The sequence below is a fragment of the Streptomyces sp. NPDC088554 genome (assembly GCF_044752945.1).
Classification (GTDB): domain Bacteria; phylum Actinomycetota; class Actinomycetes; order Streptomycetales; family Streptomycetaceae; genus Streptomyces.
On record NZ_JBIVMF010000017.1, the window covers coordinates 90,556 to 112,022 of the forward strand.

Sequence of the window (21,467 nt, forward strand, 5' to 3'; positions counted from 1 at the left end):
CAGAGGGGAAAGCAGTGGCGCGACTGTACCCGGCGGTATGCGACGGCGACAATCTTCTGAGGTTTCCGGGCCCTGCGGAAACGGGCATTCGGCCGTGTTTCGGCGGTCTGCGGACGCAGCTTTGGCCTTACGTTCGAAGGTTGTTCGAGAAAAGGGGTGGCGTCGAGGTCACGCGACGGATACGGATCCGTCGGCGGACCTCCGGGCGATGGTCTCCCCATCGGCCTCCTCGGCCGCCGACGGCACGTCGGACTCCAGAGCGCGCAGGACGCCGGCCATGACCCCCGGGTGGACCGGCAGGGCGAGGTGGCCGACGCCGCTGACCCGTACGTTCTCCACGGACAGGTCGGGGTGGTCGATCCGGGCCGTCCCGACCGGCGCCATCAGCTGGTCGACATCGCTCCAGAAGCTGACGAACCGGGTACGGCAGCCGGGCGCGGGCAGCCGTAACTCCTCGATCACGGCCGACCCGGGGCGCATCTGCCGTACGACCGGATGGACACCCGCGAGCGGGACGGCGGTTGTGCCGCCGTGGGGCGTGCCGAGGGTGACCAGGACGCGTATCCGCGTGTCGCCGCCCAGGCGCTGTACGTAGTAACGCGCGATCAGACCGCCGAGGCTGTGCCCGACGACATCGACCCGGCGGTGGCCGGTGCGGGCGCGGACCTCCTCGATATGGCGGCCGAGCAGCTCGGCGGCCGTACGGATGTCGCAGGTCAGCGGTGAGTAGTTGAGGGATATGAGGGGGCGTCGGCCGTGCCGGGAGAGGGAGCGGCGCAACAGGACGAAGACCGAGCGGTTGTCGGCGAAGCCGTGCAGCAGGGCGACCGGGGGCTGGGCGCGGCCCTCGGTGGGAAGCCGCTCGGCCTCCGGCGGGAGCGAGGGGATGGGGCGCTCCTGGGGGATGCCCGTCGGGTAGAGGAGGAGATGGCCGGTGAGGACCACCAGATCGAGCGCGGCCGCGCGGAGCACGGTTCCGGGGAGGGGGGTTTGGGAGGGTGCCGTTTCGGAGAGCGCCGCTCCGGAGGGTGCGGTCGGGGAGGGCGTGGTCCCGGGGAGTGCGGTCCGGGGGAACGTTGTTCCGGGGAGCGAGGTGCGGCGTACGCGGTTCACCTGGCGCAGCAGCGACTGCGGGAGGTGCGGGAGTGGGGGGAACGGCAGGGTGACGGAGAGCGGCGAGATCTTCATGGGCAGACCTCCGAAGCGGCACACGGGAGGCGGCTCCGCCCCCGTGCGCTCTCTTGTGGGGCGCCGCGCGCGTGGCGGCTCCTCGCCGCGGCTCCCCTCGCGGTCGTCCCCGCCCGGGACCGGGGGTGCCGGGTGATGACGGAACGACGTGGAGCGAATATGTCCCACGTGTGATTTCCCCCTCGCCTGCCGTCGTGAAACGGCTGGTTGCGGGATGCTGCGGAGGATAACGTTCGTTCACCTCCCGGGGATCGGGGCCGAAGTGCGGGGGCCGGACCCGGAGGGGACCCGGGGCGCGGGGACCCGCGCCGGCGGTGGCGCAGTCGGGTATGTGGAGGCAGTGATGGGTGTGACAGGTCCGATCCGTGTGGTGGTGGCCAAGCCGGGGCTGGACGGCCACGATCGCGGGGCCAAGGTGATCGCGCGGGCGCTCCGCGACGCCGGTATGGAAGTCATCTATACGGGGCTTCACCAGACGCCCGAGCAGATCGTGGACACCGCGATCCAGGAGGATGCCGACGCGATCGGTCTGTCCATCCTCTCGGGAGCCCACAACACGCTCTTCGCCAAGGTGATCGAGCTGCTGAAGGAGCGGGACGCGGCGGACATCAAGGTGTTCGGCGGCGGGATCATCCCGGAGGCGGACATCGCTCCGCTGAAGGAGCTGGGCGTGGCGGAGATCTTCACCCCGGGGGCGACCACGACGGCGATCGTCACCTGGGTCAACGCCAATGTCCGCCACTCCGCGGATGCCTGACGGAGCGTCGTGCCGTCAGGCCCTGTCCGGGTGTTCCGCCAGCTCCGCCAGCATGGCGGCGCGCAGCCGCAGGGTGGAGACCAGCCGCCGGAACGCCTCCGACCAGTAGCCGCCCGCGCCGGGTGAGGCGTCCTCCGGATCCTCGGGGGTGGCCGTGAGGAGTTCCAGCCGGGCAGCCTCCGAGGGGTCCAGGCAGCGTTCGGCGAGGCCCATGACCCCGCTGAAACTCCAGGGATAGCTGCCCGCGTCCCTCGCGGTGTCCAGGGCGTCCACCACCGCGCGACCGAGCGGCCGCGCCCAGGGCACCGCACAGACGCCGAGCAGCTGGAACGCCTCCGACAGGCCGTGGTCGGATATGAACTCGGCGACCCACCCGGCCCGTTCGGCGGGCTCCAGCGTGGCCAGGAGCTTCGCCCGCTCGGCGAGCGACGGGGTGCCGGGGCCGGCGGCCGGGGGCGCGGACGGCGGGCCGAGGAGGGCGGCGGACCAGCAGGCGTCCCCCTGCCGGACCGCGGCCCGGCACCAGGCGGCGTGGAGTTCGTCCGCCCAGTCGTCCAGGACGGGCAGCGCGACGATCTCCTCCGGAGTGCGGCCGCCCAGCCTGCCGGGCCAGATGTCCAGCGGGGCGGCTTCCACCAACTGCCCCAGCCACCAGGACCGTTCGCCCCGGCCTGGGGGCGGGACCGGGATCACTCCGTCGTGCTGCATGTCCGCGTCGCATTCGTGCGGCGCCTCGACCACGACGACCTGCCCACCACCCGTCCGGTCCATGCTCACGCAGGTGGCCGCACGGGCGGCCATCCGGCCCGCGAACGCCGAGCCCGGCAGCGCGGAGAGCAGCTCGGCGGCGGTCACGCGGACATTGCGGCTACGGTCCGACAGGACCTGCTCCAGGAAGGGTTCGTCCGACGGGGACAGCCCGGTCCGCAGGGAGTCGACGAACATCAGCCGGTCCTCGGCGCGCTCGGTCGCCCATGTCGAGGCCAGTAGCGCCCGCGCCGCTTCCGCGTCCCGGGCCCGCACGGCGGAGAGCAGGGCGACCCGCTCCGCGAACAGGCCCTCCTCCCAGAGCCGCCGGACCGCCGCGGGGTCCTGCGCGCCGGGCAGGGCGCGGCCGCCGGACGCGCCGCGCAGGGCGAACTTCCACTCGGGGTTGAGCCCGGCCAGCCAGAGCCCGCGCGGTCCGGCGAACCGCAGGGCCGGTGGCCGCAGGTCGGTGCGCGCGCGGGCCGCGTTCAGCAGCGCGGGGAGCACGGTCGCCGGTGGGCGGTACCCGTGCTCATTGGCGGCGGCGAGCCACTGCGGGAGCAGCTCGGTGAGGTCGGGCGCGGAGCCGCGCCGCCCGCCGCTCCCGCCCGAGGACGCCGAACGGCCGGCCAGCAGCTGTACGAGCCGCCCGCCCGCCCGCTCGGGCAGCGGCGCCCGGCCGTCGTACGGCGCGGCCTCGGGCGGCTCGACGGCGCGCGCCGGAAGCAGCCCGGCCCTGCGCCGTACGGTGTGGAGCGCGGCGGCGTCCAACAGGGCCACGGGCGCGTCCTTGCCGGGGGACGCGGTGGCGGAGAGGCCGTCGAGGGCGGTCAGGGCGTCCGCCGGTGGGGTGCGGCGGTCGGTGCCGAGCAGTGCCGAGGTGACGAACTCTTCCCAGGGGCCGGCCGGGCGGGTCGTACCGGCGGTGGTGCCGGTGGTGCTGGCGGCGGCGGTGGTCATCGGGTCCTCCGTACGGACAATCACAGGCATCGGATCCTCGGGAAAACAACGGGGAGGGCGAGTGGATCGGGCCACCGGGTCAGGTGAGCGGGACCGTCCCCGGGATCTCCGGCGACCAGGCCGTGAGCGGATGGAAGCCGCGATGGCCGCATTCGCCGAACACCGTGACCGGCCCGCCGCCGGAGAGCGCCGCCAACTTCCACAGCCCGGGGCGCGACAGGGCGGCGGGCGCGACGGGCAGCGCCGATCCGCCGTCCGCGTCGGCCAGCTGCCAGTCACCGCCCATCACGGGCAGGGGTATGACATCGCGAAGCGTCACCGGCACCGACTCCAGCCAGGGATCGGTTCCCAGCGCGGAGCCGTACGCCTCGATCGCCGCGCGCGTGGACCCGCCGGGCGGCGGCTCCTCGATCGGGCTCGGCACGCCGAACTGCGCACCCCAGTCGGCCCGCAACTGCCCCGCGCCCGTGTGCGGTATCACCTCGGCCTCGACCATCAGTCCCACCGGCAGCCCCAACTGCGGCGACCGGCCGGCCGCGCCGAAGGAGAGCACCAGCGCGGAACGCCCCGAGTCCCGCCCGTACAACCTGATCCTGCGCGTGACGAGCCTGCCGTCCCAGGAGTCGTCCTGGGCCAGCACCATCCAGTGGTCCCGCACCGGCGTGCCCCCGGCGGACGACGGGAGACCGACCCGGGTGCGGACCGTCGCCGCCAGCGGCTCGGGCAGCCGGTCGCGGCCCAGCCACGCCGCGTTGAGCAGATGCAGGAGCGCGGACTCCTCCAGCAGTCGCACCGGCCAGCCGGGGCCCGATCCCGGGATCGCGCCCAGCTCCCGCACCCTGCCCGCCAGCCCCGGCGCCTGTGCGTCGATCATGCGCGCCGCCGTCTCCTCCCACATTCCGTACCCCGGCTGCTCCGCCGAGGCCAGCCCGCCGCGCAGCAGATCCGTCAGCCGCTGCTCCAGCTCCACGGCCCCCGCGGTGATCCGCTCGGCCCGGCGCTCCGCCCTGCGTCCGGCGGCGGCCGGATCCGCGGGCGCCGCGGCCTCCCCGGCCCGGCCCGCCGCGCGCTCGCGGCGTCCCGCGAGCCATGTCCCGGCCCAGTCCGGCACCTCCTCGGCCTGGGCCACGGCCCGGCGGTCCGCCGCCCAGAGCAGCAGCAGCCCCAGCGCGTGCTTGCACGGGAACTTCCGGCTCGGGCAACTGCACGTGGAGGCAGGGCCCGTGGTGTCCACCACCGTCCGATACGGCGTGCTGCCGCTGCCTCTGCACAGCCCCCACACGGCGCCCGCCGAGCCCGCGCCCGTCTCCGACCACGGCCCGGCCACGCCCAGCTTGGTCCCCGCCGTGCGTGACGCGGCGTCAGGAGCCAGAGCCAGCACCTGATCCGTCGTCCAGCGCACCCCCGTCTGATTCATGGGTACGACGTTAGAACCCACCACTGACAATCGCCCTGACCTGCCATTCCGTCAGGTTTTGAACTATGCCGCTTTGCCTCTTCTTTGCTACCGTGTGTCAGCTTTTCATACCACCATTCCGGGGGAACCGCCGATGAACCGCACTGTCCGCGCAGCCGTCACCGCCATCGCCGTCACCGGCCTCGCGCTGGGGCTGAGCGCCTGCTCCATGGCCGACGAGATCGACAAGGCCGTCACCGACGAGGTCGACAAGGCGGTCAACGAGCCGTACGAGGTCACTTACGAGGTCACGGGCAAGAACATCGACACGATCGAGTTCCACAACGGGAAGGGGAGCGCCACGAACCCGACCCTCGAAACGGTCGAGAAGCCCACCCTGCCGTGGACGAAGACGGTCACGCTGCGCGGCATCATGCCGCCCGCCGTGATCCCGGTCGCCCTGGACCCCAGCGGAGCCGAGGTCACCTGCAAGGTGATCTACAAGGGCAAGGTCATCAAGGAGGAGTCCGACACCGAGAAGGCGGCGGTGGGCGGCTGCATCGCGATCTCCCCGATCGTCGAGTAACTCCCGGGCACGGCACCGGCTTCGGCGCCAACACCGGCATCACGTCGCTGACCTGTGGACACGGTCGATTGTCAGTGGCGTGGTGCACGGTGGGATCCACATCAGGTCGAACGATCTGGAGGGGGATCCATGACCGCGCCCAAAACCCGACCCGAAAACACCCGGCCCGAAATCGCCACGGCGGCCGTAGGCACCGAAACCGCCGGGACCGACCCCGCTGACCCCGCCGACACCGCCGAGGTGCTGCGTCCGCACGCCGAGGACGCGTTCGCCGGCGAGCTGAAGGCGCTGGCGGCGGCCGACGACCGCCCGCGGCCCGTCCGTTGGCGGCTGTCGCCCTGGGCCGTGGCCACCTATCTCCTCGGCGGCACGCTCCCCGACGGGACCGTGATCACGCCGAAGTACGTGGGGCCGCGACGGATCGTCGAAGTCGCCGTCACCACGCTCGCCACCGACCGGGCGCTGCTGCTCCTCGGCGTGCCGGGCACCGCCAAGACCTGGGTCTCCGAGCATCTCGCGGCGGCCGTCAGCGGTGACTCGACCCTCCTCGTGCAGGGCACGGCGGGTACGCCGGAGGAGGCGATCCGCTACGGGTGGAACTACGCGCGCCTGCTCGCCCACGGCCCCAGCCGCGAGGCCCTCGTGCCCGGTCCGGTGATGCGGGCCATGTCCGAAGGGCTGACCGCGCGGGTCGAGGAGCTGACCCGTATCCCCGCCGATGTGCAGGACTCGCTCATCACGATCCTGTCCGAGAAGACGCTGCCGGTCCCCGAGCTGGGACAGGAGGTCCAGGCCGTACGCGGCTTCAACCTCATCGCCACGGCCAACGACCGCGACCGGGGGGTCAACGACCTCTCCAGCGCGCTGCGCCGCCGCTTCAACACCGTCGTCCTGCCGCTGCCCGCCACACCGGAGGCCGAGGTCGACATCGTCGCCCGGCGCGTCGGCCAGATGGGGCGCTCGCTCGACCTGCCGACCGGGCCCGAGGGCAGCGACGAGATCCGCCGTGTCGTCACGGTCTTCCGCGAACTGCGCGACGGCGTCACGACCGACGGCCGTACGAAGATCAAGTCCCCCTCGGGGACGCTCTCCACGGCCGAGGCCATCTCGGTCGTCACCAACGGCCTCGCACTCGCCGCCCACTTCGGCGACGGGGTCCTGCGGCCGGACGATGTGGCGGCGGGCATCCTCGGCGCGGTCGTCCGCGACCCGGCGGCCGACCGGGTGGTCTGGCAGGAGTACGTGGAGACGGTGGTCCGGGAGCGCGACGGCTGGAAGGACTTCTACCGGGCCTGCCGCGAGGTGAGCGCGTGACCACGACACGCGCGCCGCGCACCGCCGGACAGCGCGCCGCAGCCCCGGGGGGCGCCGGACTGCCCCGGGGCGGGCCGCTGTTGCTCGGGGTCCGGCACCATGGGCCGGGCTCCGCGCGGGCGGTGCGCCGGGCGCTCGACGCGGCGGCGCCCCGGGTCGTCCTGGTCGAGGGGCCGCCCGAGGGCGACGCGTTGCTGCCGCTCGCCGCCGACGAGTCGATGCGGCCGCCCGTCGCGCTGCTCGCCCACGCGGTGGACGATCCGGGCCGGGCGGCGTTCTGGCCGCTGGCCGAGTTCTCGCCCGAGTGGGTCGCGATCCGCTGGGCGCTCGCCCACGGCGTACCGGCGCGCTTCATCGACCTGCCGGCGGCGCACTCGCTCGCGCTAAACCCGGCCCTCGACCCGGAGCAGGCCCCGGAGACCGCAGCGGACCAGGCCCCGGACGGGCCGGAAACGCCCCGGAGCGCGCCGCTCGACCCGTTGGGCGCGCTCGCGGAGGCCGCCGGGTACGACGACCCGGAACGCTGGTGGGAGGACGTCGTCGAGCACCGGGCGGCCGGCGCCGCGGCCGACCCCTTCGCGCCGTTCGCGGCGGTCGCCGAGGCCATGGGCGCGCTGCGCGAGGAGTACGGCGACGGCGGACTCGCGCGCGACCTCGTCCGCGAGGCCCGGATGCGCCTTCAGTTGCGGGCCGCGCGCAAGGAGTTCGGGGACGACGCGGTCGCCGTCGTCTGCGGTGCCTGGCATGTGCCCGCGCTCCGCCGGAGGACCACGGTCACCGCCGACCGCGCGCTGTTGAAGGGGCTTCCCAAGGTCAAGGCCGACATCACCTGGGTGCCCTGGACCCACCGCAGGCTCGCCCGGCACAGCGGCTACGGCGCGGGCATCGAATCGCCCGGCTGGTACGGACACCTCTTCGGCGCCGCCGACCGGCCGGTGGAGCGCTGGCTCACCAAGGTCGCCGGGCTGCTGCGGGAGGAGGACCGGATCGTCTCCTCCGCGCATGTCATCGAGGCGGTACGGCTCGCCGGGGCCCTCGCCACGATGCGCGGGCGCCCGCTGGCCGGGCTCACCGAGACCACCGACGCGGTCAGGGCGGTCCTGTGCGAGGGATCCGACCTGCCGATGGGGCTCATCAGGGACCGGCTCATCGTCGGGGACGTGCTCGGCGAGGTCCCCGACACCGCGCCCGCCGTGCCGCTCCAGCGCGACCTGACCCGGCTCCAGCGCACGCTGCGCCTCAAACCGGAGGCGGGCGGACGCGAGCTGGACCTCGACCTCCGTAAGGAGACCGACACGGCCAGGAGCACGCTGCTGCACCGGCTGCGGCTGCTCGCCGTCTCCTGGGGCGAGCCCGCGACCGGGCGCGGCGGCACCGGCACCTTCCGGGAGAGCTGGCGGCTGTCCTGGGAGCCCGAGCTGTACGTACAGGTCGCGGAGGCCGGGGTGTGGGGCACCACCGTGCTCGCCGCCGCCACGGCGAAGGCCCGCTCCCTGGCCGTGTCGTCGGCCACGCTCGCCGAGGTCACGGAGCTGGCCGAGCGCTGTCTGCCGGCCGCGCTGCCCGACGCGCTGCCCGTGGTGATGCGGGCCCTCGCGGACCGGGCCGCGCTCGACGCGGATGTCGGCCACCTCGCCCAGGCGCTGCCCGCGCTGGCCCGCTCCCTGCGGTACGGAGACGTGCGGTCCACCGACACGCGGGCGCTCGGCGCCGTGGCCGCCGGGCTCGCCGAGCGGATCTGTGTCGGCCTGCCGCCCGCCTGCGCCGGGCTCGACGCGGACGGTGCCCGGGCGATGCGGCAGCACCTGGAGGCCGTCCACACCGCGATCCGCCTCCTCCCGGACAGCCGGGGCCGGGATCTGGGCGGGCGCTGGGAAGCCGTCCTGCACCGGCTCGCGGGGCGGGACAGCGTGCCCGGGGCGATCCGGGGCCGGGCCGCCAGGCTGCTCCTGGACGACGGACGGCTCACCGAGGACCGGGCCGCCCGGCTCGTGGGGCTCGCCCTGTCGCCGGGCGCCCCGCCCGCCGACGCCGCCGCCTGGGTCGAGGGGTTCGCGGGCGGCGCGTCCGCCTCCGGGGGCGGTCTGCTCCTGGTCCACGACGAACGCCTGCTCGGGCTCCTCGACGCCTGGCTGACCGGCGTACCGGCGGACGCGTTCACGGATGTGCTGCCGCTGCTGCGGCGCACGTTCTCCGCGTACGAGCCGGGTGTGCGCCGCGCGCTCGGCGAGCTGATCCGGGGCGGGCCGGGGACCGCCCCGGGGCCCGGGTCCGCCGGGGCCGCCACCGCGCCGGGCTTCGGCCCCGGCCTCGACGAGGCGCGCGCCGCCGCCGTACTGCCGGTGCTGGGACTGCTGCTGGGCCCCGGCCATAGCCACAGCCCCGGCCGCAACCCTGGCCTGGACGACAGCCCTGGCCACGGCACCGGCCACAGCCCCGGCCATAGCCACAGCCCCGGCCGCAACCCTGGCCTGGACGACAGCCCCGGCCACAGCCACAGCCCCGGCCGCAACCCCGGCCGCAACCCTGGCCTGGACGACAGCCCTGGCCACAGCCATGACCGGGCCGGTCGCCAGGACCACAGCCACGATCACGACGACTTCGCGGGGGTGCCGGGATGACCGGGGACAGCACGGCGGACGAGCGGCTGCGCCGCTGGCGGATGGTGCTCGGTGGGGAGAGCGCCGACGGCACGGGACACCCGCTCTCCGGTACGGACGCGGCGATGGACGGCGCGCTCACCGCGCTCTACGGGTCGGCGCCGGGCGCCGGGGCCGCGAGCCGGGGGCGCGGGGGCCGCTCCGCCGGGCTCGGCGGGTCCGCGCCGTCCGTGGCGCGCTGGCTCGGCGACATCCGTACGTACTTCCCCAGCTCCGTCGTCCAGATCATGCAGCGCGACGCGATCGACCGGCTGGGGCTCTCCGGGCTGCTGCTCGAACCGGAGATGCTGGAGGCGGTCGAGGCGGACGTCCATCTCGTCGGCACTCTGCTCTCACTCGGCAAGGTGCTGCCCGAGACGACCAAGGAGACCGCACGGGCCGTCGTGCGCAAGGTGGTTCAGGAGCTGGAGAAGAAGCTCGCCTCCCGTACCCGGGCGACCCTGACGGGCGCCCTCGACCGGTCGGCGCGGATCAGCAGACCGCGCCACCGGGACATCGACTGGGACCGTACGATCCGGGCCAACCTCAAGAACTACCTTCCGGAGCACCACACCGTGGTCCCCGAGCGGCTCATCGGCTACGGCCGGGCCTCGCGGTCGGTGAGGAAGGAGGTCATCCTCTGCGTCGACCAGTCGGGGTCGATGGCCGCGTCCGTCGTCCATGCCTCCGTCTTCGGCGCGGTCCTGGCGTCCATGCGCTCCCTCGCCACCCGGCTCGTCGTCTTCGACACGGCGGTCGTCGACCTCACCGATCAGCTGGACGACCCGGTCGACGTGCTCTTCGGCACCCAGCTCGGCGGCGGCACCGACATCAACCGCGCGCTCGCGTACTGCCAGTCGAGGATCACCCGCCCGGCCGACACCGTGGTCGTGCTGATCAGCGACCTCCACGAGGGCGGGATACGCGACGGGATGCTCAAGCGGGTCGCCGCGATGAAGGCGGCGGGCGTGGAATTCGTGGCGCTGCTCGCGCTCTCGGACGAGGGCACGCCCGCGTACGACCGCGACCACGCGGCGGCTCTCGCCGCCCTGGGAGCGCCCGCGTTCGCGTGTACGCCGGACCTCTTCCCGGAGGTGATGGCGGCGGCGATCGAGAAGCGCCCGTTGCCCGTACCCGATACCGACACGGCGCTCCGGAGGTGAGACCCGGGCCGCTCCGGCGGTGACCTGTGCCCCCCCGATGGGTGACCTGTGCCCCGCAGGCCCCGCTCGCCTGTGACAGGTATCACCGCTCATCCGTGATCAGAGATTTAGGGACCCACGGCCCACGGGGATAACCTGCGAGGCGGACATGCCGCGTACCGGACACCGTGTACGCCTCCCTCAGTGACAGCGCAGTCACGTTGCCCTTCGCGGCACGCCCACGCAGACAACGAACCCGCGATCACCAGGCTGCGGTTTTAAAAGACAAGGGACGGACGCGCGTGGACCTGTTCGAGTATCAGGCGAGGGACCTCTTCGCCAAGCACGGTGTACCGGTGCTGGCCGGTGAAGTGATCGAGACGCCTGAGGCCGCCCGCGAGGTGACCGAGCGTCTCGGCGGCAAGGCCGTCGTCAAGGCGCAGGTCAAGGTCGGCGGACGCGGTAAGGCGGGCGGCGTGAAGCTGGCCTCCGACCCGGCGGACGCCGTCGAGAAGGCCGGTCAGATCCTGGGCATGGACATCAAGGGCCACACGGTCCACAAGGTGATGCTGGCCCAGACCGCGGACATCGCGGAGGAGTACTACGTCTCCTTCCTGCTGGACCGCACCAACCGCACCTTCCTGGCCATGGCCTCCGTCGAGGGCGGCGTGGAGATCGAGGTCGTCGCCGAGGAGAACCCCGACGCGCTCGCCAAGATCCCGGTCGACGCCAACGAGGGCTGCACGCCGGAGAAGGCCGCCGAGATCGTGGCCGCCGCGAAGTTCCCCGAGGACATCGCCGGTCAGGTCGCGGACGTACTCCAGAAGCTGTGGACCGTCTTCATCAAGGAGGACGCCCTCCTGGTCGAGGTGAACCCGCTGATCAAGTCCGGTGACGGCAAGATCATCGCGCTCGACGGCAAGGTCTCGCTCGACGAGAACGCCGACTTCCGCCAGCCGGAGCACGAGGCGCTGGAGGACAAGGACGCGGCGAACCCGCTGGAGGCCGCCGCCAAGGCCAAGAACCTCAACTACGTCAAGCTCGACGGTGAGGTCGGCATCATCGGCAACGGCGCGGGTCTGGTCATGTCGACCCTCGACGTCGTCGCGTACGCCGGTGAGGCGCACGGCGGCGTGAAGCCGGCCAACTTCCTCGACATCGGCGGCGGCGCCTCGGCCGAGGTCATGGCGAACGGCCTGGAGATCATCCTCGGCGACCCGGACGTCAAGTCCGTGTTCGTCAACGTCTTCGGTGGCATCACCGCGTGCGACGAGGTCGCCAACGGCATCGTCCAGGCTCTCGCGCTGCTGGAGACCAAGGGCGAGAAGGTCGAGAAGCCGCTGGTCGTGCGCCTCGACGGCAACAACGCGGAGCTGGGTCGCAAGATCCTGTCCGACGCCAACCACCCGCTCGTGCAGCGCGTGGACACCATGGACGGCGCGGCCGACAAGGCCGCCGAGCTGGCCGCGGCCAAGTAGAGGGACAGGGACTCCAACACCATGGCTATTTTCCTGACCAAGGAAAGCAAGGTCATCGTCCAGGGGATGACCGGCGCCACCGGCATGAAGCACACCAAGCTCATGCTCGCTGACGGCACCAACATCGTCGGCGGCGTGAACCCGCGCAAGGCCGGCACGTCCGTCGACTTCGAGGGCACCGCCGTACCCGTCTTCGGCTCGGTGGCCGACGCCATCGAGAAGACCGGCGCCGACGTCTCCGTCGTCTTCGTGCCGCCGGCCTTCGCCAAGGCCGCCGTCATCGAGGCGATCGACGCCGAGATCGGTCTGGTCGTCGTGATCACCGAGGGCATCGCGGTCCACGACTCCGCCGCCTTCTGGGCGTACGCGGGCAGCAAGGGCAACAAGACCCGGATCATCGGCCCGAACTGCCCGGGTCTGATCACCCCCGGCCAGTCCAACGCCGGCATCATCCCGGGCGACATCACCAAGCCCGGCCGCATCGGTCTCGTGTCCAAGTCCGGCACGCTGACCTACCAGATGATGTACGAGCTGCGCGACATCGGTTTCTCGTCCGCGGTCGGCATCGGCGGCGACCCGGTCATCGGTACGACGCACATCGACGCGCTCGCCGCGTTCGAGGCCGACCCCGAGACCGACCTCATCGTGATGATCGGCGAGATCGGCGGCGACGCCGAGGAGCGCGCGGCCGACTTCATCGCGAAGAACGTCACCAAGCCGGTCGTCGGCTATGTCGCGGGCTTCACCGCCCCCGAGGGCAAGACCATGGGCCACGCCGGCGCCATCGTCTCCGGCTCGTCCGGCACCGCCCAGGCGAAGAAGGAGGCCCTGGAGGCCGCAGGCGTGAAGGTCGGCAAGACGCCGACCGAGACGGCCGGGCTCGCCCGCGCCATCCTCGCCGGCTGAGCCCGGGCTCTTCCGTTCTCCGTCGTTTCATCGTTCTTACGGCGACCCGCGCGTGGGCCCGCACCCTTTCCGAACTCCGGGGTGCGGGCCCACGCGCGTGGTACGTCCACGGCGTCCCGGGTGGCGGTCAGAGCGCCTCCGGTACGAGCCGGTGCGGCCCGTTCATCGGCTCGTTCCTGAGCTGGTCGCGCAGGATCAGGTCCTGGCTGCTCAGCCGCTGCGGACCGCTGGGCACCGGCACCCCGCCGACGCGTTCGCCGGGGGCCTGCGGCGGGTCGTACCGGGTCGGAGCGGTCGCCAGCGTGAACCCGGTCGCTCCGACGATCAGCACCGTGAAGGCGATGGCCGCCCGCGTCCAGAGTCTGGCCCGCCGCTCGCTGCCGGACCGTACGGAACGGGCGGGCGAGAGGGCCGGCGGCTCCACCGTACGGGCGAGCACGCCGAGTTGTTCGTGCAGCAGCTCCGGATCGGCCAGTTCCGGCAGCCGGTCCGTGACCGCGCCCCGGGCGTGCATCAGCCGGTTCGCGGCGGCCGGGGTGCTCGCCTCCGTCTCGGCGGCGGTTTCCGGCAGACCGAGCCCCAGCCCGTCGTAGAGCAGCAGGGTGCGGCGGTACGAGGGCGGCAGCGCCAGCAGCGCCTCGTGCAGCGCCCGCCCGCCGGGTCCCTCGCGCCCGCCACCGGGGGCCGCGGGGTCGGGGTGCCGGTGGGCCCGGCGCAGCCGGTGCCAGGGCGACATGGCGTACTCGTACGCCGCGGCCCGTACCCACCCCGCCGGATCGCGGTCGACCGCGACTTCCGGCCAGCGCTGCCAGGCCAGATGGAAGGCGCGCTCCACGGATTCCTGGGACAGCGCGCGCCGGCCGGTCAGCAGATACGCCTGTCGTACGAGGGCGGGCGCGGCGAAGGCGTACAGCGCGTCGAACGCCTGATCGGGTGTGGCGGTGGAGGGCCGCTCGGCGCCGACGGCGGTACCGGGTTCGGTCCCGGTATCGGCTCTGACGTCCGTGTCCGTGTTCGCGTCGGCGTCGGCGTCGGCTTCGGTTTCGGTTTCGGTTTCGGTGGTCGGGGGTGCGGGGTCGGTTTCCGCCGTACGGTCCTGGATCCGCGACTCGTACGTGTGGTGGTCCCGGGCCGCCGAGCGCTCCTGGGCGGCCCGTACCGCCGCGCGTTCCGCGCGTTCGGCCCGCGTGGCCTCCGTCCTCAGCTCCGTCTCGATGCCGGACAGCAGCTTCGCGTACGCCTCAGCCTTGCGCCCCCGGGGGGTCGTGCGGCCGGTCTCCCAGGACCGGACCGTCGCCCGGGTGACCCCCATCGCCGTCGCCACCTCCTTCTCGGTCAGCGACTTGGCCTCGCGCAGCCTGCGCCGCTCCTTGGGGGGAGGCAGCGCGACGGCGGTGCTCTGCGTGGTGTTCTGCGTCATGTGGGGCTCCCCGCAGCACGGTACTGAGCAAAAAAGCACATAAACGTATATTGAGCGACACGGCGACCATTCGCCTGTTACGTGGATAAAGCGCGTGTCGTGGGCAGCATGGCGACGTGACCCAATTGACCGGACGTGGCACGCCGTTGTCCTCGGCCTCGGCCGTGGAGCGCGGCCGGGCCGCCGCGCTGACCACCTCTTTCCTCCGCGGGGCCCTCGCGGCGGGCCTCGGGCTCGGCGCTCTCGCCGTGCTCGTGATGGTGATGTGGATCAGCTCGGCGTACCCCGACAGCGGGGTCGGCGGGGCCCTCCACGTGGCGGCGGGGCTGTGGCTGCTGGCCCACGGGGTCGAACTGGTGCGCCCCGACACCCTCTCGGGGTCGCCCGCGCCGCTCGGGCTGGTGCCGATGCTGCTGGTGGCCATGCCGGTCTGGCTGGTCTACCGGGCGGCCAGGGACACCCTCGACCCCCAGGAGGGCCGGCCGCAGCTCACCGGGCTGGGCGCGGTATGCACCGTGGGCGGCGGATATCTGCTGGTCGGCGGGGCCGCCGTGCTCTACGCGGCGAGCGGGCCGCTCACCGCCCGCCCGATCGGCGCGGCGCTCGCGCTCCCCGTCCTGACCGTGCTGTCCGCGACCGCCGGGGCCTGGACGGCGAGCAGCCGTCCGCGCGATCCGCTCCCGCGGTGGCTGCCCCGTGCCGTACGGGCCGCCCTCGTCCGTACCGTACGGTCACCGGGCGCGCGGCGCAGGAGCGCGGTCGCCGGGCGGTCGGGGGCGGCGGCCGCGCTGTTGCTGCTGGGCGGCGGCGCACTGCTTGTCGGCGTGTCGCTCGCGCTCCACGGGGGCCCGGCGCAGGAGTCGTTCGAGCGGCTCGCGGGCGACTGGTCGGGGCGGTGCGCCGTGCTGCTGCTGGGGCTGGTGCTCGTGCCGAACGCGGCGATGTGGGGCGCGGCGTACGGCCTCGGCCCCGGCTTCGCGCTCGGTACGGCGGCGACGGCCACCCCGCTCGGGGTCGTCGGCACCCCCGTACTGCCGTCCTTCCCGCTGCTCGCGGCGGTCCCGAGCGGGCCGGGGACCCCGCTGAACTGGGCGGCGGGGGCGGTGCCCGTCGCCGCGGGGCTCGCGGTCGCCTGGTTCACCGTGCGCAGGGCGGCGCCACCCTACTCCGTACGGGAAGAGGCGTGGGGCGCGGGGGAGACCGCGGTGACGGCGGCCCTCGGCGGAGTGGTGTGCGCGGTCCTCACGGCAGCGCTCGCCGGGATGGCGGGCGGGCCGCTGGGGGCGAACGGGCTGGCGCTCTTCGGGCCCGTGTGGTGGCGGACGGGCGTGGCGGCGCTGGCCTGGACGGTGGGCCTCGGCCTGCCGGGGGCGCTGCTGCTGAGAGCCTGGCGGCTGCGGACGCGCGGGGTGCGGGAGGTGCCGGAGGCGCCGGGGGTGCTGGGGGCGCAGGGTGGGCCGGGGGACTCCGGGGCCTGGCACGGGAGCGGTGCGCGGGAGGCGCGCTGGGCGGCGATCAAGGTGGCGTCGGGCGGGCTGATGGCGGACTTCCCGGCGGTGGCTCCGGTGATTCCGGTGGCTTCGGTGATTCCGGTGGCTCCGGTGGCTCCGCTGATTCCGGTGGCTCCGGTGATCACGGTGGCTTCGGCAGAGGCGGCCCCGGCGGTTGCGGCCGTGGTGATTCCGGCTGCGGCGGTCCCACGGGAAGTTCCACCGGCAGTCCCCCGGGAGGCCGAGCCGAACGCCGAGCCGAAGGCCCTACCGGAAGCGCCATCGGAAGCGCCATCGGAAGCGTCATCGGAAGCCGCGCCGGAAGCCCCACCGAAGACCGCGCCGGACATCCTGCCGGAAGTGTCGGCAGAGGTTCCGGCCAAGGCCCCGGCAGAGGTTCCGGCCGAGGTGCCCGTGGAGGTCCCGGCCCCGGTGCCCGCGGTGGAGCCGCCCGCCGGCTCGGGCGAGGAGGAGGGCGGCTCCGTGGTGCCTACTCCTTGACGCCGAAGATCGGCTCCAGCGAGTGCGGCAGCAGATCGTTGCAGGAGAGCTGGCCCGTCTTGGTCAGGGCGTCGTTCACGCAGGTGTAGTAGTCGCGGTAGACCAGCTGCACGGTGAAGGTCGCGGCCACGATCGCCAGCGCGACACCGGCCGTCACCAGCCCGCTCACCGCCGCCGTCGTCAGGGGCCTGGTCGACGAGGGGCCCGCCGGGCGTTCCTGGTCCCGTTGCCCGGACTCCGACCCGGACCCGGACTCCGCGGTCTGTGCCGCCGGTACGGAGGACGCGGCGCCGCCGGTCAGCGCGTTGTCGGCGCCGGCGGACTGCTCCGACCGCTTCTTCGACCGGCTGCGCAGGGCGCTGGCGCCCCAGTAGATCGCCAGGGAGCCGAGCAGCAGCGCGACCTCGGGGAAGTCGAAGAGGGCGAAGAAGAACGCCCACATCCCGGCGAGCAGGGAGTAGCGGGCCCGCCGCTGGGCCGGGTCCGTCGGATCCCAGCGCAGTCCGGTGCCCCGGCCGCCGTCGGGGCCGTCCTTGCCGCTCCCCGGACCGCCCTGCCCGTTCTGGCCGTTGCCTCCGGGGCGGCTGCCGAAGCCGCCCGACGAACGGCCGGGCTGGCTGTTGCTCCACTGGCTGCCCCAGCCGGCCGGGCCGCCCCCGGAACCGGAGTCGCTGTCGGGCGCGTCGCCGTTCTCGGGGTGGCGGGGCTGCCACGGCTGGTCGGGGCGGCCCTCGGGCGGCGGCGCGAACGGGTTGTCGTCGGAGGGACCGGGACGCGCCGAGTCACCCGAGGGCTCGGCGGAACCCGTGGAACTGGCAGAACCCGTGGAAGGGGACTGGCGTTCCCGCGGCAGCAGCACCGGCCCGGAGGGCGGCGGGAGGTGGAGCGCCGTGCGGCGGCGTCGGTCCTGCATCTGGTGAACGTCTTCCCCTCAGACCCTGCGCGCGGGGGTCTTGTCTCGTATGGCCCGTCCCGGAGACGGAGCCCGTCCCCAGACGCTACCTCCCGGCCGGGCCCCCGTCCCGTGGGGGCCGCTCGGTGTGCCGGTATCGTTGCTGACGGTCGGCTCCTTCGTAGAGTTCCCCGTATGGGGGAACGTGACTCGTTCGTAGGACCACACAAAGATGTACGGCCGCGCCAGTGTGTCGTACGTACAAAGCCGTACGGCCGGCTGTACGGCCCCCAAGCCGCACGACCCGCGAGGCTGTGCTCGCTCCCAGAAAGGCGCCCGCTGTGGCCTCCCCGCCCCCTGCCTCCCCGACGTCCTCCTCCCAGGGCTCCCCGGCGACCTTCCTCGCGCCGGCCCCCGAGGGACGTCCCGCCCGGCTGGTGGTGCTGGTCTCCGGATCCGGTACGAACCTTCAGGCCCTGCTGGACGCCATCGGCGACGACCCCGGTGCCTTCGGGGCGCGGATCGTCGCGGTCGGCGCGGACCGGGGGTCGATCGCCGGTCTGGAGCGCGCCGAGCGCGCCGGGCTGCCGACCTTCGTGTGCCGGGTGAAGGACTACGGGACGCGGGACGAGTGGGACGCGGCGCTGGCGGAGGCGACGGCGGCGTACGAACCGGACCTCGTGGTCTCGGCCGGTTTCATGAAGATCGTGGGGAAGGAGTTCCTCGCGCGCTTCGGCGGCCGGCTCGTCAACACGCACCCGGCCCTGCTCCCCAGTTTTCCCGGTGCCCACGGTGTGCGCGAGGCGCTCGCCTACGGAGCGAAGGTCACCGGCTGCACGGTCCACTTCGTCGACGACGGTGTCGACACCGGCCCGATCATCGCGCAGGGTGTGGTCGAGGTACGGGACGAGGACGAGGAAGACGCTCTCCATGAGCGCATCAAGGAAGTCGAGCGACGGCTGCTCGTCGAGGTCGTGGGGCGTCTGGCCCGGCACGGCTACCGCATTGAGGGACGAAAGGTAACGATCCAGTGACCGCCGAAGGTACGAAGCGCCCCATTCGTAGGGCTCTGGTCAGCGTCTATGACAAGACCGGCCTCGAAGAGCTGGCCCGTGGGCTGCACGAGGCGGGCGTCACCCTGGTCTCGACCGGCTCCACCGCCTCGAAGATCGCCGCCGCGGGTGTGCCGGTCACCAAGGTCGAGGAGCTGACCGGCTTCCCCGAGTGTCTGGACGGCCGGGTCAAGACGCTGCACCCGCGCGTCCACGCGGGCATCCTCGCCGACCTCCGGCTGGACTCGCACCGCGAGCAGCTCGCCGAGCTGGAGATCGAGCCGTTCGACCTCGTCGTCGTGAACCTCTACCCGTTCCGCGAGACGGTCGCCTCCGGCGCCTCCGCCGACGAGTGCGTCGAGCAGATCGACATCGGCGGCCCCTCCATGGTCCGCGCCGCCGCCAAGAACCACCCCTCGGTCGCGGTCGTCACCAGCCCCGAGCGGTACGCGGACGTCCTGGGCGCGGTCAAGGACGGCGGGTTCGACCTCGCGACCCGCAAGCGCCTCGCGGCGGAGGCGTTCCAGCACACCGCCGCGTACGACGTGGCCGTGGCCTCCTGGTTCGCGGAGGACTACGCGGCGGATGCCGACGCCGAGGGGTTCCCGGAGTTCCTGGGCGCCACGTACACCCGTAAGAACGTGCTCCGTTACGGCGAGAACCCGCACCAGCCCGCCGCGCTCTACACCAGCGCCGAAGGCGGTCTCGCGGAGGCCGAGCAGCTGCACGGCAAGGAGATGTCGTACAACAACTACACGGACACGGACGCCGCGCACCGTGCCGCGTACGACCACGACGAGCCCTGCGTCGCGATCATCAAGCACGCCAACCCGTGCGGGATCGCGATCGGTGCCGATGTCGCCGAGGCGCACCGCAAGGCGCACGAGTGCGACCCGCTGTCCGCGTTCGGCGGGGTCATCGCCGTCAACCGGCCGGTCTCCGTCGCGATGGCCGAGCAGGTCGCGGAGATCTTCACCGAGGTGATCATCGCGCCCGGTTACGAGGACGGCGCGGTCGAGGTGCTGGCCCGCAAGAAGAACATCCGCGTGCTGCGCTGCCCCGACGCCCCCTCCGCCGCGGTCGAGGTCAAGCCGATCGGCGGCGGCGCGCTGCTCCAGGTCACCGACCGGCTCCAGGCCGAGGGCGACGACCCGGCCAACTGGACGCTCGCGACCGGCGAGGCGCTCTCCGGGGACGAGCTGCGCGAGCTGGCCTTCGCCTGGAAGGCGTCGCGCGCGGTCAAGTCCAACGCGATCCTGCTCGCCAAGGGCGGCGCGTCGGTGGGCGTGGGCATGGGCCAGGTCAACCGCGTCGACTCCGCGAAGCTCGCGGTCGAGCGCGCGGGTGCGGAGCGGGCCAAGGGCGCGTACGCCGCGTCGGACGCGTTCTTCCCGTTCCCCGACGGGCTGGAGATCCTGCTCGCGGCGGGCGTCAAGGCCGTGGTGCAGCCGGGCGGTTCGGTCCGTGACGAGCTGGTCGTCGAGGCGGCGAAGAAGGCGGGCGCGACGATGTACTTCACCGGGACGCGGCACTTCTTCCACTGACCGACAGCGGTTTCGTACGAACACCGAAGGCCGTAACGCCCGCCTGTCCGGCGGGTGCTACGGCCTTCGGCGCTTCCGCACGCGCGGATGCGCGGATTCGCGCAAGCGATCTTCCGGCGGCGTACGGCCCGGTGTGCCGCGCGGAGCGTCACCCGCGCGTCCCCGGAGTATCAGTGGCGCGGACGCTGGAACCAGGCGGCGCTGTCCGCCTTCGCCGCGAAGACGATGATCAGGATGCCGAAGACCAGCGTGACGATGCCGCCGGGCAGTGAGATCAGGCCGCTCAGGACGACGAACGAGCCGTAGATGATCGAGCAGACGCGGGTGGCGTTCCCGCCGGACTTCATCCTGACCGCGAGGACGGCCGACAGCACGGCGAAGAGCACGAGCAGCAGCGCGAGGAAGACGATCAGGCCCTTGCCGAGCGCCGCGACGTCCTGGGCCTCGGCGGTGGTGGCGTGGTACTGACAACAAAATTTTGTCCAGGGACTTTTCGCAGGTGTTGTGCAAGTGCAACCTCGCCCGGCTCTGAGCGCAGCGGATTGGAACAGCGGAGGGTTCATCCGCGAGGATGGGGGCATGAGCGCCCAGATTCTCGATGGCAAGGCCACCGCAGCCGCGATCAAGTCCGATCTGACCGTCCGCGTGGCGGCCCTCAAGGAGCGTGGAGTCACCCCCGGTCTGGGGACCCTGCTGGTCGGGGACGACCCGGGCAGTCGCTGGTACGTCAACGGCAAGCACCGCGACTGCGCCCAGGTCGGCATCGCCTCGATCCAGCGCGAACTGCCCGACACGGCCTCCCAGGAGGAGATCGAGGCCGTGGTCGAGGAGCTGAACGCCAACCCCGAGTGCACGGGCTACATCGTCCAGCTGCCGCTTCCCAAGGGCATCGACACCAACCGGGTGCTGTCGCTGATGGACCCCGCCAAGGACGCGGACGGGCTGCACCCGATGAGCCTCGGCAAGCTGGTCCTGGGCGTGGAGGGGCCGCTGCCCTGTACCCCGTACGGGATCATCCAGCTGCTGCGTCACCACGGCGTCGAGATCAAGGGCGCGCATGTGGTGGTGGTGGGCCGCGGTATCACCGTGGGCCGGTCGATCCCGCTGCTGCTGACCCGCAAGACCGAGAACGCGACGGTCACGCAGTGCCACACCGGCACCCGCGACCTTCCGGCGCTGCTCAAGCAGGCCGACATCATCGTGGCCGCGGCGGGTGTGCCGAACATCATCAGCCCCGAGGACGTCAAGGAAGGCGCGGTCGTCCTCGACGTCGGCGTCAGCCGTGACGCCGACGGCAAGATCGTCGGCGATGTCCACCCGGGCGTCGCGGACGTGGCCGCCTGGATCTCCCCGAACCCGGGCGGCGTCGGCCCGATGACCCGCGCCCAGCTGCTGGTCAACGTCGTCGAGGCGGCCGAGCGCGCCGCGGCGGACGCGGGCTGAGCGCGAGCCGGA

The 21,467-nt window shown here is 73.1% G+C and carries 17 protein-coding genes; 11 read left to right on the forward strand and 6 right to left on the reverse strand.

Annotated features, from left to right (window positions below; translation table 11 throughout):
- Window positions 1-168 precede the first annotated feature (168 nt).
- On the reverse strand, window positions 169-1,188 hold the full coding sequence (locus tag ACIP8W_RS20970) for an esterase/lipase family protein (RefSeq protein WP_401956069.1): 1,020 nt from the start codon (window positions 1,186-1,188) through the stop codon (window positions 169-171).
- Between the two features lie 343 nt (window positions 1,189-1,531).
- On the opposite strand from ACIP8W_RS20970, the gene ACIP8W_RS20975 reads away from it, so the two are divergent.
- Window positions 1,532-1,945: a cobalamin B12-binding domain-containing protein gene (locus tag ACIP8W_RS20975; RefSeq protein WP_402204101.1), complete on the forward strand. Its 414-nt coding sequence runs from the start codon at window positions 1,532-1,534 to the stop codon at window positions 1,943-1,945.
- A gap of 15 nt (window positions 1,946-1,960) precedes the next feature.
- On the opposite strand, the gene ACIP8W_RS20980 is transcribed toward ACIP8W_RS20975, so the two are convergent.
- Together ACIP8W_RS20980 and ACIP8W_RS20985 are read right to left on the reverse strand one after the other, a co-directional pair.
- The gene (locus tag ACIP8W_RS20980) at window positions 1,961-3,652 is read right to left on the reverse strand and encodes a DUF5691 domain-containing protein (RefSeq protein WP_402204159.1); all 1,692 of its coding nucleotides are present in this window, start codon (window positions 3,650-3,652) and stop codon (window positions 1,961-1,963) included.
- Between the two features lie 79 nt (window positions 3,653-3,731).
- Entirely contained in the window at window positions 3,732-5,069 is a 1,338-nt protein-coding gene (locus ACIP8W_RS20985; RefSeq protein ID WP_402204103.1) for an SWIM zinc finger family protein, read from the reverse strand.
- A gap of 133 nt (window positions 5,070-5,202) precedes the next feature.
- On the opposite strand from ACIP8W_RS20985, the gene ACIP8W_RS20990 reads away from it, so the two are divergent.
- The 6 genes from ACIP8W_RS20990 (at window position 5,203) to sucD (ending at window position 13,113) form a co-directional block, all read left to right on the forward strand.
- Entirely contained in the window at window positions 5,203-5,634 is a 432-nt protein-coding gene (locus ACIP8W_RS20990) for an MmpS family transport accessory protein (RefSeq protein ID WP_401956072.1), read from the forward strand.
- Between the two features lie 129 nt (window positions 5,635-5,763).
- Entirely contained in the window at window positions 5,764-6,948 is a 1,185-nt protein-coding gene (locus ACIP8W_RS20995; protein WP_401956073.1) for an AAA family ATPase, read from the forward strand.
- A gap of 77 nt (window positions 6,949-7,025) precedes the next feature.
- Window positions 7,026-9,569, forward strand: coding sequence for a DUF5682 family protein (locus ACIP8W_RS21000; protein ID WP_402204161.1), 2,544 nt, complete (start codon window positions 7,026-7,028; stop codon window positions 9,567-9,569).
- Window positions 9,566-10,750 (forward strand): VWA domain-containing protein, encoded by a 1,185-nt coding sequence (locus ACIP8W_RS21005; RefSeq protein WP_401956074.1) that lies wholly within the window; start codon window positions 9,566-9,568, stop codon window positions 10,748-10,750. Before ACIP8W_RS21000 ends, ACIP8W_RS21005 begins: the two co-directional genes overlap by 4 nt.
- Before the next feature lie 281 nt (window positions 10,751-11,031).
- Window positions 11,032-12,207: an ADP-forming succinate--CoA ligase subunit beta gene (sucC, locus tag ACIP8W_RS21010; RefSeq protein ID WP_401956075.1), complete on the forward strand. Its 1,176-nt coding sequence runs from the start codon at window positions 11,032-11,034 to the stop codon at window positions 12,205-12,207.
- 21 nt (window positions 12,208-12,228) lie between these two features.
- On the forward strand, window positions 12,229-13,113 hold the full coding sequence (gene sucD, locus ACIP8W_RS21015) for a succinate--CoA ligase subunit alpha (RefSeq protein WP_401956076.1): 885 nt from the start codon (window positions 12,229-12,231) through the stop codon (window positions 13,111-13,113).
- A 127-nt stretch (window positions 13,114-13,240) separates the two neighbouring features.
- Here the strand turns inward: sucD and ACIP8W_RS21020 are convergent, their stop codons facing one another.
- Window positions 13,241-14,533, reverse strand: coding sequence for a sigma factor-like helix-turn-helix DNA-binding protein (locus ACIP8W_RS21020; RefSeq protein WP_402204106.1), 1,293 nt, complete (start codon window positions 14,531-14,533; stop codon window positions 13,241-13,243).
- Between the two features lie 116 nt (window positions 14,534-14,649).
- Between ACIP8W_RS21020 and ACIP8W_RS21025 the strand changes: the two genes are divergently transcribed.
- Window positions 14,650-16,524: a DUF6350 family protein gene (locus tag ACIP8W_RS21025; RefSeq protein ID WP_402204108.1), complete on the forward strand. Its 1,875-nt coding sequence runs from the start codon at window positions 14,650-14,652 to the stop codon at window positions 16,522-16,524.
- Here ACIP8W_RS21025 and ACIP8W_RS21030 read toward each other — a convergent pair.
- The gene (locus ACIP8W_RS21030) at window positions 16,514-17,437 is read right to left on the reverse strand and encodes a hypothetical protein (protein ID WP_401956079.1); all 924 of its coding nucleotides are present in this window, start codon (window positions 17,435-17,437) and stop codon (window positions 16,514-16,516) included. The two genes, ACIP8W_RS21025 and ACIP8W_RS21030, sit on opposite strands and share 11 nt — an antisense overlap.
- Window positions 17,438-17,850: 413 nt before the next feature.
- Here ACIP8W_RS21030 and purN point away from each other — a divergent pair, with 413 nt between their 5' ends.
- Both purN and purH read left to right on the forward strand, forming a co-directional pair.
- Window positions 17,851-18,450, forward strand: a complete 600-nt coding sequence (gene purN / locus ACIP8W_RS21035; protein WP_401956112.1) for a phosphoribosylglycinamide formyltransferase — start codon at window positions 17,851-17,853, stop codon at window positions 18,448-18,450.
- Window positions 18,447-20,012: a bifunctional phosphoribosylaminoimidazolecarboxamide formyltransferase/IMP cyclohydrolase gene (purH, locus tag ACIP8W_RS21040; RefSeq protein ID WP_401956080.1), complete on the forward strand. Its 1,566-nt coding sequence runs from the start codon at window positions 18,447-18,449 to the stop codon at window positions 20,010-20,012. The genes purN and purH overlap by 4 nt, the downstream gene beginning before the upstream one ends.
- A 170-nt stretch (window positions 20,013-20,182) precedes the next feature.
- Here purH and ACIP8W_RS21045 read toward each other — a convergent pair whose 3' ends face one another.
- On the reverse strand, window positions 20,183-20,575 hold the full coding sequence (locus tag ACIP8W_RS21045; RefSeq protein ID WP_402204111.1) for a hypothetical protein: 393 nt from the start codon (window positions 20,573-20,575) through the stop codon (window positions 20,183-20,185).
- Between the two features lie 16 nt (window positions 20,576-20,591).
- Between ACIP8W_RS21045 and ACIP8W_RS21050 the strand changes: the two genes are divergently transcribed.
- Window positions 20,592-21,455: a bifunctional methylenetetrahydrofolate dehydrogenase/methenyltetrahydrofolate cyclohydrolase gene (locus ACIP8W_RS21050; RefSeq protein WP_401956082.1), complete on the forward strand. Its 864-nt coding sequence runs from the start codon at window positions 20,592-20,594 to the stop codon at window positions 21,453-21,455.
- Window positions 21,456-21,467: the final 12 nt, after the last annotated feature.

Excerpts from the sequence above, each read along its gene's own strand:
- ACIP8W_RS20970 (WP_401956069.1), bottom strand. The coding sequence starts at position 1,188 with ATGAAGATCTCGCCGCTCTCCGTCACCCTGCCGTTCCCCCCACTCCCG.
- ACIP8W_RS20975 (WP_402204101.1), top strand. The coding sequence starts at position 1,532 with ATGGGTGTGACAGGTCCGATCCGTGTGGTGGTGGCCAAGCCGGGGCTG.
- ACIP8W_RS20980 (WP_402204159.1), bottom strand. The coding sequence starts at position 3,652 with ATGACCACCGCCGCCGCCAGCACCACCGGCACCACCGCCGGTACGACC.
- ACIP8W_RS20985 (WP_402204103.1), bottom strand. The coding sequence starts at position 5,069 with ATGAATCAGACGGGGGTGCGCTGGACGACGGATCAGGTGCTGGCTCTG.
- ACIP8W_RS20990 (WP_401956072.1), top strand. The coding sequence starts at position 5,203 with ATGAACCGCACTGTCCGCGCAGCCGTCACCGCCATCGCCGTCACCGGC.
- ACIP8W_RS20995 (WP_401956073.1), top strand. The coding sequence starts at position 5,764 with ATGACCGCGCCCAAAACCCGACCCGAAAACACCCGGCCCGAAATCGCC.
- ACIP8W_RS21005 (WP_401956074.1), top strand. The coding sequence starts at position 9,566 with ATGACCGGGGACAGCACGGCGGACGAGCGGCTGCGCCGCTGGCGGATG.
- sucD (WP_401956076.1), top strand. The coding sequence starts at position 12,229 with ATGGCTATTTTCCTGACCAAGGAAAGCAAGGTCATCGTCCAGGGGATG.
- ACIP8W_RS21020 (WP_402204106.1), bottom strand. The coding sequence starts at position 14,533 with ATGACGCAGAACACCACGCAGAGCACCGCCGTCGCGCTGCCTCCCCCC.
- ACIP8W_RS21030 (WP_401956079.1), bottom strand. The coding sequence starts at position 17,437 with ATGCAGGACCGACGCCGCCGCACGGCGCTCCACCTCCCGCCGCCCTCC.
- ACIP8W_RS21045 (WP_402204111.1), bottom strand. The coding sequence starts at position 20,575 with ATGAACCCTCCGCTGTTCCAATCCGCTGCGCTCAGAGCCGGGCGAGGT.
- ACIP8W_RS21050 (WP_401956082.1), top strand. The coding sequence starts at position 20,592 with ATGAGCGCCCAGATTCTCGATGGCAAGGCCACCGCAGCCGCGATCAAG.